Raw genomic sequence first — 13,651 nt, 5'->3', positions numbered from 1 at the left:
GTTGACAGTTGTTGGTTAACTGGTCACTGGTTACTGCTCACCGATCGCTGCTCACTGACAACTAGTCGCTGTCTCCTCACTCCTTCGATAGACTAGATCTTATGAAATCTGGGATTCTACCTTTACCTACTGAGGTCGTACATCTAATCGCTGCTGGAGAGGTCATCGATTCTCTAGCTGCTGTCGTGCGGGAACTCGCGGAAAACTCCCTGGATGCTGGAGCAACACGGGTAGTTATTTATCTTTATCCGCAACAGTGGCGCGTTCGCATTGCCGATAATGGCTGTGGCATGGATTTGGAGAATTTACAAGCGTGTGCTACTGCTCATAGCACCAGTAAAATTCGTAGCTGTGAAGATTTGTGGCAAGTTACGAGTTTGGGATTTCGCGGCGAGGCGTTACATAGTTTAGCTCAACTTGCTGAATTAGAAATTTTCAGCCGTGCTGCTGAGGCTGGCGAGGGATGGCGCGTGAGATATAGCGATCGCGGCGAACCAATCAAAACAGAAACAGTGGCGATCGCTCCTGGTACAGTCGTCACCGTCTCCAATTTATTCGCAACTTGGGCAGAACGCCGTCAGGGAATGCCTTCTCTCAGTCAACAAATGAGAGCGATCCAAAATACAATTCAGCAAATTGCCCTGTGTCATCCTCACGTCACCTGGCAAGTCTGGCAAGACGATCGCGAATGGTTTACTCTCTCCCCAGGGGCTACTACCCAGCATCTAATACCACAAATTCTACGCCAAGTTAGTTTGAGCGACTTACAGTATCTTAAGGTTGAAGTGGCAACTCCTTTTGAGGGAGCAGGGAGCAGGGAGCAGGGAGCAGGGAGCGTACGAGCAGGGGAAGAGAGCAGAGGAGCAGAGGAGACTAGGGGGAATTTAATTCCGAATTCCGTAGCTTGCTTAAGCGAAGGGGTATTCCGAATTCCAAATTCTCACCATTCATCTCTTCAATTGGTTCTGGGTTTGCCCGATCGCTGTCATCGTCATCGTCCAGACTGGGTGAGGGTGGCGATGAATGGTAGGATGGTCAAGTTTGCAGAATTAGAACAAACAATCCTTTCAGCGATGGCACGGACGTTACCCCGCGATCGCTATCCGGTTTGTTTTCTCCACCTGCGAGTTGCGCCGTGGCAGATCGATTGGAACCGCCAGCCAGCGAAAACCGAAATTTACCTACATCATCTGAGTCATTGGCAAGAACACGCAGCAGGCGCTATAGAACAAATACTGCGGCTCAATAGTAACAGCGTGTCGGACTCGGCTCATAATACACGAGTTACTCAACTCATTAAAGTTGCGGAAGAAAAAGGCGTATATAGTACGAGTCGGGAAATCGCGGAAAACGGGAGTCGGGAGTCGGGAGTCGGGAGTCGGGAGTCGGAAAATTTGGAGGAACCCACCACTCACCACGCACCACTCACCATGCACCACTTCCTCAAAGCGATCGCCCAGGTACACAATATGTATATTTTGGTAGAACATCCTGGTGGTATGTGGTTGGTGGAACAGCACATCGCCCACGAACGAGTATTGTACGAGCAACTGTGCGATCGCTGGCAACTCGTCCCCCTAGAACCGCCAGTGATTCTGAATCATCTGTCACTGGCTCAAATAGCTCAGTTGCAACGTTTAAATTTAGAAGTCGAACCGTTTGGCGATCGCTTGTGGGCAGTCCGCAGCGCCCCGGCAATGCTCGTACAGCGCGATGACTGTGCCGATGCCCTGGTAGAACTAAGTTTAGGTGGCGACTTACAAGCGGCTCAAGTAGCGACTGCTTGTCGCTGTGCCATCCGCAATGGTACGCCTTTGAGTTTAGAAGAAATGCAAACGCTACTCAACCAGTGGCAGCGTACCCGCAACCCCCGTACCTGTCCCCACGGTCGCCCAATTTATTTATCGTTAGAAGAATCGGCTTTATCGCGTTTTTTCCGCCGTCATTGGGTTATCGGCAAGAGTCACGGAATTTAAGCGAAGCTATGAACTAGAGAACACCCATATTTCACGCTTGCTGCTGTCGTTTTAATTCTTGAATCAGAGTTTGATATCGCTTGCTTGCTTCTTTGGCTTGAAGCATTAAAACTCTACCTTGTTCGCGATCGAGTTTGCCAACTTCTACAGCTTGACGGCTCAACTGGGCTGCTTGTTTACCAAGTTCTTTGATTCGAGTTTTTAACTGTTCGGCTGTTTTCATTCTCCCTCCAGTTCCGAAATCAATATGTCCAAATTTTCTGCCTCTTCATAAAGTTTATCCGCTCTACTGGCGAGTAAACTGGCATCGTCAAAGTCATTATTTTCTAACGCTGCTTCCGCTGCTGCGTACAACACAGATGCTAGCTGTTGTAGCTGCGTATATGCTTGCAACAAAACGACAATTGTGCTTGGCTTCATTTTTTCACACAAGGTCGAACGGAGATGAATACTTAACCATACCGCTAATTCCAGTTAATGCCTCAGGTATGAGTTCCAGTACCATAAATGCTTCATCTGGAACTGAAAAAGGCGATCGCAATCCTTTATCGATCGCAGGCACAAAACCAAAGCGACTGTAGAAGTTTGGATGACCCAGAACTATAACAATTTTGTATCCTAAAACCTGACACTGTTTCAATCCTGCTCTCACAAGTTGAGAACCGATCCCTTGATTTTGAAACTGAGGCAGAACCGCTAATGGAGCCAAAGCCAATGCTGTAACCTCACCTTGAGGACTGGCGATCGCAATTTCGCTAAATAAAATATGTCCGACGAGGCGATCGCTGTCAATTGCTACCAAAGATAGAGCAGAGTTAAAATTGGGTAAATTGCGAATACTTTCGACTAATTTCGCTTCATTCTCTTGACCAAACGCAAGTTTATTTACCTCGAAAATATTAGTATAGTCTTCAATCGTTTCCGGACTAATTATTATCATAAGTTCTATTTAAACAACACATAATGTAAATCGATTAGCTTGCATTCTCCTGCCAAATTGCAAAAACACTAATTACCCTTTGCGCCTTTGCGCGACATAATTCTTCCAATTCCAAACTACAAATAGTTCTATTGTGTCCTTAGAATAGAAATAAAACCTTTAACTTTACAATTATGTCTGAAGCCATCCCCAACTCCATGACTGATGTAGCCGAACTCCTCAACCAATATGCGGCTGGAAAACGAGACTTTACAAGCATAGAACTCGGTGCAGTCGATCTTAAAGCTACCGATTTGAAGGGTGCAGACTTAAGTTATGCCGAACTAAGTGGCGCTGATTTAAGTGGCGCGAACTTGAGAGGAGTAGACCTAAGCTATGCTAACCTCAATGAAACTAACCTCAATGGAGCCAATTTGCGCGGAGCAATTCTGATTGGTACAGATTTACGTCACGCCAAACTAGAAACAGCGGACTTACGCGAAGCAGATTACGACCCCGATACCACTCACTTTCCCCCAGGATTTGACCCCATACAAGCAGGAATGCGATCGGATCGCTCCAGCTAATATTCATCAGTAATGAAAGCAATTTAGGATGGGATGATGACACAATCCGACCTCTGATTAATTACCAATCATCAAGGAAATCATCATGGATCTACAAGGTAAAAAGAGAATCGAAGCTGTTTTAGCGATCGCGGGTTATGCTGCTAGTGGCGGTGCTGTATCGGCTCTCCCTTCTCCAGGCGCAGAAATGCCAAAACAGTTTGTCTTAACTGCTGCTGATATCGGCATGTACACCTTAATTTGGAAAATCTATTTTGAGGAAGATCTATCGCAGAAAAATCTATTAGAAATTTTGGCTGAGTTAGGTATAGTTACTATTGGCGCGGTGGGAACAGCCTATGTTGTTGCTAAAGTTAGTACGGCGATTTTAAACGAAATTAACGATTGGCTAGGACCCGTGGGATGGGGTGTCAAAGCTGCGATCGCAGGTTCTCTATCGAGTTTATTTGGATTGGGTTGGATGCTCTATTGCGATCGTCTATACTCACAAAAAGAAGTAGCTTTTTAGGCGTTGATTTTCAAATTTTACAACTAGGAATTTTTGACTGCTTTAACAGTCACTTTCTTGCGAAGTTTAGGGCTTTTATCTCGCTCTCGCAACCATTGCAAAGAAACAATATTTAACAATAACCCATTCACAAATAACAAGACGATCGAAACAATTTGATGCCAAACGATCGGTTGCACCGATAGATCGAAGACAATGTGAATAAAATTTATGACAGTGAACAGAACTGTCACGCAAAAATGTATGAGTCTATATCGTCTCGAATTATTAAATGCAGTCACTACAATTGCGATCGCTGGTAAGACAAACATGCCTAACATTAACCATGACTCGAATGCAGGCATTTTTCCCTGAGTATTAGGCATCACTACATTTTCACCATAAAGCAGCGGCATTAAAGCCAACTGCGTGTGAAAAACTGTTCCGAATAGAAATACTATCCAAAGAGCAATTATTTTTCCTTGCTTACTGATGCTCATATATCGGGTTTAGGGGTTAGAGTTTAGGACAGTGACCAGTTCAACAACGACTAGCGATCGCAATTAAAAACCTTGGTAACTAGTATCTGATAACTAGTCACTGACAACTGACAACTGGTCACTGTGTCCATTCTCCCTGCTAACAGCTAACAACCCAGGAGAGATAAACTATCTTTTAATCAACAGTTCAGAAGTGTTAGCTCGATTCCAGACCAATTGACCTGTAATCAATTCAACCACATCCATACCATTGCCAATGACACCTGGGACACTGGGATATCCAGCACTAGCACCAACGAAGAAAAGATTTGGCAATTCAGTTGTATATCCTAAACGATTCAAACCGACTTGTTTGGGTATTAACTTCGCACCGTAAATGTTTCCCTGTGGCTGTCCGAGATAGTATTCGCTAGTAGTGGGAGTACCAGAAACTTTCATACGAGTATAAGCATTCACATCAGGAACCAAATCTCGCACGCTTGTCATCATATCTTGATAAAGTTGCCGTTTTTTCGCCTTGTAAGCTTTAAGATCTGTTGAGTGCAACTGTTTAAACGGTTCATAGGGACACACGGTAGCAATTTCTAATACGTGATGTCCTGGCGGAGCCATACCACCTGCTGGAGATTTCATCGTAGGACAAGAGAGAAAAATCCAAGGATGCTGTAAGTCACCCAGCAATTGTTGGCGATAGGCTTGATTTAAATCGCCATTGGGATAATACCAAATATTCCAATTGCCAATCCCATATTTTTCTGGCTCGAAGCGGCTATCTAAACCTAAATAAATATTAAAAGCACTAGCAGAATATTCGTAACCAGTCAGGCGTTGACGCTCCCAGTTACTTAATTCTTCGACAGTTTCCCGCATTAACTGTAAAGTTAACTTGGGGTCTAAGTCGCTGATATAAGCACGAGTAGCCTGATAAGTTCTACCTCCAGCAACGACTTTTTGTACTTGACGGTCTTCAACTTCGATATATTCTACGGGGGTTGAAAATTGCACGACGCTACCACCAGAGGTAATGGCTGCAACAATCTCATCAACCAAGTGTTTGAAGTGGTGCTGAGGGTAATAGGCTCCTTCCGAGTAATCCCATACTAAAGAAGTATGAGTAAACAGCGCAATTTCCTCGGGTGGCAAAGCATAGTCTCCGCTTTGTCCTGCTAATATCGTTTGCAGTTTGGGTGACAAACCGACACGATTGTAGAGATCTTGTAGCGTCCAATTTCGCCTTACAAATAAATTCCAATACTTGGGTAACTTCAGCCAATCTGATAGATGGCGATTGTACCAGCGGACTTCTTGAACTAGGCTGCGAATCTCTTGGTGTATTTGCTTAATTTCGTCACAATAGCGATTAATTGGCGTGGCTTGTTCTGGAAAAGTTGAGAGCAAACGCTGACGTAAGTTCTCCCAACCTAAAGGAATTTTAAAATCAATTTCTGGAGCAATAACGCGATCGATGCAATCGGGATTGAGGGAAACAAAGGGGACATCCCGCTCGATGTAATTCAGAAATTGCGCGATCGCCTGACCCGAGCCACACTGGGAAATATAGTGAACGTCCGCACAAAATCTATATTCCCCAAAATCAAATGTATGACAGCATCCTCCCGCTAAGTAATGCTGCTCCAAAACCACAACTCGATATCCTTGTCGAGTCAAACAAGCGGCAGATGACAGTCCCCCTAGTCCAGCTCCCATAATGACAAAATCGAAGCTTTCCATATCAGACTCTTCCCGGAATATGTCTACTTTTACACTAAGTAGAAAAGTTGAGAATCTTGTGAGTTTGTTTCAACCGAATGAAGTTAGTTGAACAAATATGTACAAAGTTAGAAGTCAAAAGTCAAAATTTGCCTCTTACTATCACCATAACAAATGACAAATGACAAATAACAAATAACTAATTATAAAAAAGTTCCGCACTCACCACCATAGAACGTGCGGAACTATATCAGCGCAAAGGCGTAGCATCTACCAGTCACACTACCGTCATTCACAGATGACTCAGATGACTTGATATTTAATATAGAAATAGAATTTGAGGAACTTGTGAGGAAACAGTTGTCAGTGTAGAGACGTTACATGTAACGTCTGTAGAAAGTTATCTAGTCAGCAGGGTGGGTAATGCCCTCCTCCTCATCCCCTTCTTCCTTCATGATGTTATGAAACCTGATATTGCCCTTCATCTTTGGGATCGACTCTGGCAACAATACCGTGCTAGAGTTAGCTACGCTCAAGTTTACGAACAAATGATTTTACAAGCAGGTGGTACGGTTGCCAACGACCATATTGCTTTTCGTTCGCTGCGGTTAAATATTGATACGCCCGAAGGAAAACAGAATTTAGGCATTGAGTATTTAGCTAGTGTTGCCGAAACTTTAGGATACAAGGCAGCGGGAGAATATATTTTTCCAGCCCAGAATTTATCTGCTCGCCACTATCGACACCCAGAGCAGGAACAGTTCGATCTACCCAAACTATTCATCAGTGAATTGATTGTAGAAGAATTACCAGAGGCGATCGCATCTCCGATCTATCAAACTGTTAGCGATGCCTCTGTAGGCTGGGCAATGCCTACTAATCCAACGAATCCGCTCGACATAGAGCTAATTATAAATCGACTCCAAGGCGTATTCACCCGTCCTTGGTCGCCTCCCAAAAAATCTGTGGTAGAAGCAGTTAATCGAGTTACCCAATATGGAGCTTGGGTATTATTACATGGATATGCAGTCAATCATTTCACTGGCTACGTCAACCGCCAGCACACTCTACAATATCCAGATATAGAGACTACAGCTAACGGCTTAGCTACTTTGGGAGTACCGATGAAAGCCCAAATTGAAGGTAGCTTAGAAGTTGGTTTGCGTCAGACTGCTACTCATGCAGTGAAAGAGATGGTAACAGTCATAGATGATGTGACTGGGAAATTAATTCAAATTCCTTGGACTTATGCTTATTATGAAATTGCCGAACGCTACCCAGTAGAAGCAGCGGGAAAGAAAGTATTATTCGATGCATTCTTAGGACAAAATGCCCAACATTTGTTTGAAATGACGAGGAAACAATCTTAAGCCATTTGATATTTTATTCATCTAGATATAACTTTAAATAGCTCAAGATCAATTTCTTTGTCTCGCCTACAACCTTGGTGCGAAATGCCTCATTTCGATGCAAAGATAACCACTGTAAAGTTCCTACCACTTCTACAGAAATAGTGGCAATTAACTCGCACTGCGCCGGATTCAAACTTGGTTTTCTCCGCGCTAGAAATTTTTGCAACTCAGCGGTAAGGGGTATTTCCATCTCTTCATACATCGAAAGTGGAACTTCTGGCATTGCTTTCAATAACTGCTCGAAGACAATTCGATAACCAGGATTGTTAGTATAAAAGCGATCGTATGTGTCGAGAACTCTTTCTACATATACAGATAATGGTAGTGCGATCGCCTCTTCTGTATGCAAGTCGGCAAATATCTGTCGTTCCTGTTCTATGTATTTTGCTGCTAATGCTTTCAAAATTGCAGCTTTGTCGGGAAAGAACTGATACAGCGAACCTACAGGAATTTCAGCACGGGAAGCGATCGCTCTTGTAGTTGTCTCCTGATACCCTGTTTCAATAAACATCTGCTCTGCTACATGCAATATGCGATCGACTCGCTCTTGACTCCGTGCCTGCTGGGGTTTTCGCCGCATTTGAGCATTTTTTTGAGAATTCGTTGCCATCTATACTTGACAAAACATGAACGATGTTCGTATTTTATGAATATGAACAATATTCATATTCTATCGTAGAGGCGTTACAGCTAACGTCTCCACAAGGAGATACAACTATGCAATCCCTCAGTTGTCAAGCCTGGAAAAACATTTCGCATCACCTTCGATTTCTCAAGGCAATGAAAGCCTTCTTTTTCCTACTTTTCGAGCCAGAAAATTTAGATACTGTTGATGAATTAAGCCACTGCTTGATACACAGTCGTGCTTTTGAGTTAGCAGCAGAGGCAATGAAGGCAAATCCAGAAGTAGCGGCAATGTTAAAAGAACGCTATATTGCTCCAACACACGATCTTGACGCGCTATTGCAATATCCTCAAGATTCTCTTGGCTATGCTTACGCTTCTAGTTTGAAACAACAAGGATTCGATCGCATCGATCCCGAAATACAAATAGATGCCGATACCAGCTACATCGAATATCGTTGGCAGCAAACTCACGATATTTGGCATGTTATTACAGGTTTTGGTACGTCAGAAATTGCTGAAATTGGTTTGCAAGCATTCTACTTGGCACAATTTCGGTTGCCTTTGGCTGGTATGTTGATTGCCAATGCTTTAGTTAGTACCACGCTGATGCATCCAGAGGAACTACCCCAACTACTCCAAGCCATCGCTCAAGGTTGGAAAATGGGTATGTCTGCAAAACCCTTTATTGCTCAAAAATGGGAAGAGGCTTGGGAAAAACCTGTATCGCAGTGGCGACGGGAATTAAACGTACAGGCGATCGCTTTTGCAGCACATTTTTCATAACGAACGTTCGATATTATATGAGGGTGATACCAAGTTGCGTTCAAAGTAAGATTTTGTGTCACGCAAAGACGCAAAGACAAGAAGAAGATCGCGCTTGGGTGTTCTGTCTGCGATCGCCACTTGGTGTAAGTATGCCAAGATCGTACTCCGATTTTAAGCTTCGCGCAGGCACATTATAGTTTTCGACTTCTGACTTTTGACTTTTGACTTTTGACTTTTGACTTTTGACTTTTGACTTTTGACTTTTGCCTTCTCAATCACACCAATGTCAAACCAATGTCTCCTCTGGTTCCGACTGTTGAGAAAAACCTATCCCTGGCTACCTCTAGCTGCTACAGTTTGGCGAATTGCCTTTAAGAGTAGCCAAAGACAGCGAGAACAAATACGTTTTTGGATGTTAGTTGTCAAGATTGATTTTGCCAATTTAATCGCACTAGCGATCGATCTTTGCCAACCAGAATATTGGGCTTAACATCATTGAGAGCATTGAATTTACGCCGTAAGAGAGATATTTTAGCTCGGAAGTCAAACTCTATCTTTTAGATACTTTAAATTATCGGCGAGCGTGAAATCATTGCAGTAGAGGTGAAAAACTAAATTGTAGAGATTTTAGCCATGACAGAAGCAAAACGGCGGCTCGGATTTGAACAAGAGTTTTTCCTCGTCGATCGAACTGGAGCAATTTCTCATCGTGCTGATGAGTTTTTATCGCGCTGTCAAGCGATCGCAACTGAAAAAGGCAGCAATCCAAATTGTTTTGCACCTGAATGGGTTAAGCATATTGTTGAAATTAATACAAACCCGGTCAATTCAGTTACTGAACTCGCTCAAGAGTATTTAAGTAATCTGCAAATAGCAATCCAGGCGGGGCAAGAATTGGATTTGAGACTCTATCCCTTGTCTACTTATCCCTTGCATGTCATGCCGATAATTCGTAATAAGCTATGGTATCACGTTCAACTGCGTACCGTAGGTTACGATCGCTTCTTACACGCAGGCAGGTGTACGGGTACCCACATACATTTAGAAGTCTCACCAGGGGCGATCGATCCGCGTATAGGGATATCTTATAACGCTACTCCAGCAGCCAAAGCAGAAATCCTCAATCTCTTCAATCTAGCTACAGCTTTAGATGCTGCACTCATCGCACTTTCTCGCGCTTGTCCGTTTTACGAAGGAAGGGGAATGAATGTTTCAGCGCATACCGTACATTACCGAGGACGAGATATTTTCGGCTGGGAAGGAGTTTACACCCATCTACAAGCAGTGGGAGGACTTCAGCCTTACGTTCACAACATTGAAGAATTAGTCGAGTTACAGTTTTCACGCTATCATGCTTGGTTATCAGCAATGGATCGTGCTGGGGTAGAACGCCACCTGTTTTTTGAGGCGGGAGGTAGTTTGTTAAAAACAGCATGGAACCGCGTCCGACTTAATAGTATTGGCACGATCGAATTACGCGGTACAGATAGTAACTATCCCGATCGCATATTGGCGATCGCAACTTTAGTGAGTAACGCTGGTGCGAGAGTCAGACGCGAGAATTTAACCGTTAGACCAAAAGCAGGCGTTAAGACTTTTCAATTGAATGGCGATCGGTTAGACGTACCAGAATTTGAATATTTAGATAACGACTTGCTCTATGCAGCCGTAACCGAAGGAGTGAAAAATCGGGAAGTTAAGGATTATCTCGACTCCATATTTGAATTTGCGACTCAAGACGGTGAAGGAATAAATTTTTTGACGAAGATGCGTTCCGATCTTGGTGAATATCAAACTACAGAAGCAGAACTTTTGCAAGAATTCCAACCCCCTACAGGCGAAATTTCTCCAGATGAAGGATTGAGACTTGTACGTCAGTCGTGCGACAAGTTAGAGCAACAAGTTTTTAGTGTTATTGGTCATTAGTCATTGGTAATTGGTGCGTGGTGCGTGAAAAGAGTTAAATTCATCCCTGCTCGTGCGCTCTCTGCTCCCTGTTAACTAGTCACTGGTCACTGGTCACTGATAACTGAATTTAACCGCAGATGATTTAACACACCGCAACACGTCTAAAAAAGTAAATACCGCTGGAGTTAGCAGCGTATTTGCTAGCACAGCTACTCCAATGACTCTTTCTAATGGTACTGGCAAACTACATGCATGTACGGCTGATGGGATTGGTTCTGCTGCTAGCCGTGGCATAATTGTTGCGCCTAAACCTTGTAATACCATGCTGACAACAGTAGAGTCTTCATTAACTTGATAAGCAACTTTATCATCTATACGAATACCTGCACTTAGCAGGTGGTTGCGGAGCGTGGTAAAACACGCATTATTGGTACTAGGAACAATTAAAGGATAAGCAAATAATTCTTCCCAAGTACACTGATTCTGCCACAAATTAGCAGATGGTGGTAGTAGAGCGACATATTCATCCCGCAAAATTTCCCAACTCTCAAAATCTGGACTAGTAGGGAGGTGGGTAAAGCCTACATCAGCTTGACCTTCCCGCAAAGCTTTTTCTACATCCAAATGGTCGAAATGTTCTAAGATATCGATCGCAATTCCTGGGTTGCGGCGGCGAAATTGGGCGATCGCAGACGGTAAGATATGGGTGGCTGCACTCCGTATACAAGCAACTCTAACGCTGCCACTCTGCAAGCTTTTTTCTGATTTGGCTGCTGCAACCATCTCTTCTAACAGCTGCAAGATTTGCCGAGCGTATTCAATTACCTGTTCCCCTACGGGAGTGGGAACTGCGCCTTGCCGACCGCGAGAGAATAATAAGATTCCTAATTCATCTTCTAATGATGCGATCGCGTGGCTGACTGCTGATTGAGACAAGTCCAAGCGTAAAGCGGCTTCACTAAAATTACCATATTCGGCTACTGCCAACAATGCTCGCAGTTGGGAGAGTTTGATCTGACTATTGCTAAGCTCAAGCATGGCTCCAATAATAAACGATTTGAGAATGTGGCTCTAACATAAGATCTTTCAATAAGCCTGAGCGACTATAAGTCGCAGCTACACAAATCAAGTCCGCCTGCACGGACTTAGGGAAGATCGTGTATTTCAACCTATGTAGGTAGGTTTTGTCCATGTAGTCGCGATTTCTAATCGCCATCTGCAAGATATAAGTTTAAGCTACTACCCATTCATAACTTACCTTATTTTCGAGCTATCGATTTTATTCATACAACTATGCATAGATTGCTTTGTCATCAGAATTAGCAGTTGTTAGATTAGATTTGTGCCGCGAAGCAAAGACTTATTTTTAATTTCAATTACCTCGAACTATGAAACCTAATTGCGATTACTTAATTCCGCCTGTAAATGAAACAATTGACCGCAAATCCCAAGCTAAATTTATTGTTGCAAAGCCAAGGGACTATGCCAAAATTACCAGAGTTTTGCAGCGATTATTTGCTTTGTTATTTCAAAGCAACGAATTACAAGTCAAACAACGTCGCGATCGCCAAGGCAATACGTGGTGGCAAGCATTCGATCCAACAACAAATCAGTCTACAAGTTTTGGTTCTGAAGCCGAAATGCGTTCTTGGATCGAGCAAAGATATTACCGCTAATTTTGTCGAAACTGTAATTAAGCTAGGAGAAAAACATGAAAAACACTTCTTATCAACACACCGATCGCGTACCTGTTAACTACAAACAGCAAGCCTACAATATTGCTAAAAAAAGCTATCGTTCCGTACGGCATCTCATTATCGAATTCTGGAAATTCAGCAACTCTTATGCAGAATATAAAGCCCGAATGAGAGGACAATAAAAGCGCGATCGCACTAAAAATAGATTTCATAACCCCCTTTTAAGCTTTTTCAAAGGGGGTTATCAATTTTTACCTTCTGACCGAAGAAGCAGAAATAAAAAAGCTTAAATTTAACTCTTGAAAAATTATAAAGCCCGACCGTATGATGAATTGCCTCAACTAAAATCATTGGGAGATTTCCGTACTACAACAGCATCTTGTAGATTACACTTAAGAATAGACCTAACGAAGTTGGTAACTTATCTGTATCTATGGTACTTAACACCTCTAAATTTCAGCAGGCGATCGAAACGGTAGAAGCTTTATCAATCGACGAGCAAGCAGTGTTGCTAGAAATTCTACACAAAAGACTTTTACAACAACAGCATGAGCAACTGTTACAGAAAACCATAGCAGCAGAACAAGATGACGCTCAGGAGAATGTAAAGCATGATTCAGCCGGAGACTTTTTAGTAGAAGTGGACAATTTTTTACTGAAGATTGCACCTAGAAGTAAATCCAAAAAGGCTGAATCTACTTTCTGAATCTATCGCTTTAACGCTAAAGTCAATCCATCAGCAATTGGTACTAAACTTAAGGCTACCCTTTCATCATGATGTAATTTCTCATTGAGCGCCCGAATTGCTTGAGTACTTCGATTTTGAACTTGAAAATCAGCAACATCTCCACCCCAAAGAACGTTATCAATTGCGATTAAACCACCAGGACGCACTAACTGAAGCGATCGCTCGTAATAGCAGTCATAGTTTTCTTTATCTGCATCGATAAAAGCAAAATCAAAAGATTCCGATTGTCCTGATGCCAATAATCGATCTAGTGTTTCTAGTGCTGGTGCTAAGTGCAAATCTATTTTGTTAACGACTCCAGCCTGCTGCCAATAA

Annotated in this window: 18 protein-coding genes; 10 read left to right on the top strand and 8 right to left on the bottom strand. The window is 43.0% G+C overall.

The features are described 5' to 3' along the window. Positions 1–101 precede the first annotated feature (101 nt). Positions 102–1,976: a DNA mismatch repair endonuclease MutL gene (gene mutL / locus ACRC32_RS26450; RefSeq protein ID WP_438556769.1), complete on the top strand. Its 1,875-nt coding sequence runs from the start codon at positions 102–104 to the stop codon at positions 1,974–1,976. 31 nt (positions 1,977–2,007) lie between these two features. Here mutL and ACRC32_RS26445 read toward each other — a convergent pair whose 3' ends face one another. From ACRC32_RS26445 to ACRC32_RS26435, 3 genes are read right to left on the bottom strand one after another with little or no spacing between them, the layout of a single operon-like run. After that, on the bottom strand, positions 2,008–2,199 hold the full coding sequence (locus ACRC32_RS26445; RefSeq protein ID WP_438556768.1) for a hypothetical protein: 192 nt from the start codon (positions 2,197–2,199) through the stop codon (positions 2,008–2,010). Then, the gene (locus tag ACRC32_RS26440) at positions 2,196–2,396 is read right to left on the bottom strand and encodes a hypothetical protein (RefSeq protein WP_438556767.1); all 201 of its coding nucleotides are present in this window, start codon (positions 2,394–2,396) and stop codon (positions 2,196–2,198) included. The genes ACRC32_RS26445 and ACRC32_RS26440 overlap by 4 nt, the downstream gene beginning before the upstream one ends. Before the next feature lie 4 nt (positions 2,397–2,400). Further along, a complete protein-coding gene (locus ACRC32_RS26435; protein ID WP_438556766.1) occupies positions 2,401–2,916 on the bottom strand; it encodes a GNAT family N-acetyltransferase in 516 nt (171 codons plus the stop codon). Between the two features lie 173 nt (positions 2,917–3,089). Here ACRC32_RS26435 and ACRC32_RS26430 point away from each other — a divergent pair, with 173 nt between their 5' ends. Together ACRC32_RS26430 and ACRC32_RS26425 are read left to right on the top strand one after the other, a co-directional pair. Continuing rightward, entirely contained in the window at positions 3,090–3,482 is a 393-nt protein-coding gene (locus tag ACRC32_RS26430; RefSeq protein ID WP_438556765.1) for a pentapeptide repeat-containing protein, read from the top strand. A gap of 85 nt (positions 3,483–3,567) precedes the next feature. Further along, a complete protein-coding gene (locus ACRC32_RS26425) occupies positions 3,568–3,990 on the top strand; it encodes a hypothetical protein (RefSeq protein WP_438556764.1) in 423 nt (140 codons plus the stop codon). A gap of 23 nt (positions 3,991–4,013) precedes the next feature. Here the strand turns inward: ACRC32_RS26425 and ACRC32_RS26420 are convergent, their stop codons facing one another. Together ACRC32_RS26420 and ACRC32_RS26415 are read right to left on the bottom strand one after the other, a co-directional pair. Then, on the bottom strand, positions 4,014–4,469 hold the full coding sequence (locus ACRC32_RS26420; RefSeq protein WP_438556763.1) for a hypothetical protein: 456 nt from the start codon (positions 4,467–4,469) through the stop codon (positions 4,014–4,016). A 168-nt stretch (positions 4,470–4,637) separates the two neighbouring features. Continuing rightward, positions 4,638–6,200: a phytoene desaturase family protein gene (locus ACRC32_RS26415; protein ID WP_438556762.1), complete on the bottom strand. Its 1,563-nt coding sequence runs from the start codon at positions 6,198–6,200 to the stop codon at positions 4,638–4,640. Positions 6,201–6,640: 440 nt separating this feature from the next. Here ACRC32_RS26415 and ACRC32_RS26410 point away from each other — a divergent pair, with 440 nt between their 5' ends. Then, on the top strand, positions 6,641–7,549 hold the full coding sequence (locus ACRC32_RS26410) for a DUF1338 domain-containing protein (protein ID WP_438556761.1): 909 nt from the start codon (positions 6,641–6,643) through the stop codon (positions 7,547–7,549). Positions 7,550–7,562: 13 nt separating this feature from the next. On the opposite strand, the gene ACRC32_RS26405 is transcribed toward ACRC32_RS26410, so the two are convergent. Further along, positions 7,563–8,201 carry a TetR/AcrR family transcriptional regulator gene (locus ACRC32_RS26405; protein ID WP_438556760.1) on the bottom strand — a complete coding sequence of 213 codons (639 nt, stop codon included), beginning with the start codon at positions 8,199–8,201 and terminating at the stop codon, positions 7,563–7,565. A 107-nt stretch (positions 8,202–8,308) separates the two neighbouring features. Between ACRC32_RS26405 and ACRC32_RS26400 the strand changes: the two genes are divergently transcribed. The 3 genes from ACRC32_RS26400 to ACRC32_RS26390 all read left to right on the top strand — a co-directional run bounded on the left by ACRC32_RS26400 (position 8,309) and on the right by ACRC32_RS26390 (position 10,909). Beyond that, positions 8,309–9,001, top strand: coding sequence for a Coq4 family protein (locus ACRC32_RS26400; protein ID WP_438556759.1), 693 nt, complete (start codon positions 8,309–8,311; stop codon positions 8,999–9,001). 265 nt (positions 9,002–9,266) lie between these two features. Next, positions 9,267–9,473: a hypothetical protein gene (locus ACRC32_RS26395; RefSeq protein WP_438556758.1), complete on the top strand. Its 207-nt coding sequence runs from the start codon at positions 9,267–9,269 to the stop codon at positions 9,471–9,473. 143 nt (positions 9,474–9,616) lie between these two features. Continuing rightward, a complete protein-coding gene (locus ACRC32_RS26390; RefSeq protein ID WP_438556757.1) occupies positions 9,617–10,909 on the top strand; it encodes a glutamate-cysteine ligase family protein in 1,293 nt (430 codons plus the stop codon). Positions 10,910–11,002: 93 nt separating this feature from the next. Here the strand turns inward: ACRC32_RS26390 and ACRC32_RS26385 are convergent, their stop codons facing one another. Further along, positions 11,003–11,929 (bottom strand): LysR family transcriptional regulator, encoded by a 927-nt coding sequence (locus tag ACRC32_RS26385; RefSeq protein WP_438556756.1) that lies wholly within the window; start codon positions 11,927–11,929, stop codon positions 11,003–11,005. Between the two features lie 350 nt (positions 11,930–12,279). Between ACRC32_RS26385 and ACRC32_RS26380 the strand changes: the two genes are divergently transcribed. The 3 genes from ACRC32_RS26380 to ACRC32_RS26370 all read left to right on the top strand — a co-directional run bounded on the left by ACRC32_RS26380 (position 12,280) and on the right by ACRC32_RS26370 (position 13,294). Then, a complete protein-coding gene (locus ACRC32_RS26380) occupies positions 12,280–12,567 on the top strand; it encodes a hypothetical protein (protein ID WP_438556755.1) in 288 nt (95 codons plus the stop codon). Between the two features lie 35 nt (positions 12,568–12,602). Next, on the top strand, positions 12,603–12,770 hold the full coding sequence (locus ACRC32_RS26375) for a hypothetical protein (protein ID WP_438556754.1): 168 nt from the start codon (positions 12,603–12,605) through the stop codon (positions 12,768–12,770). Between the two features lie 251 nt (positions 12,771–13,021). Further along, positions 13,022–13,294, top strand: coding sequence for a hypothetical protein (locus tag ACRC32_RS26370; protein ID WP_438556753.1), 273 nt, complete (start codon positions 13,022–13,024; stop codon positions 13,292–13,294). Positions 13,295–13,296: 2 nt separating this feature from the next. Here ACRC32_RS26370 and ACRC32_RS26365 read toward each other — a convergent pair. Next, positions 13,297–13,651: O-methyltransferase (locus ACRC32_RS26365; RefSeq protein WP_438556752.1), on the bottom strand; the 355-nt coding region annotated here is incomplete at its 5' end.

It is taken from the genome of Chroococcidiopsis sp., from assembly GCF_051657925.1.
In the GTDB taxonomy this organism is placed as follows: Bacteria; Cyanobacteriota; Cyanobacteriia; order Cyanobacteriales; family Chroococcidiopsidaceae; genus Chroococcidiopsis.
The sequence above is the reverse complement of the archived record's forward strand: the minus strand, read 5'-3'. Positions and strand labels throughout refer to the sequence as shown.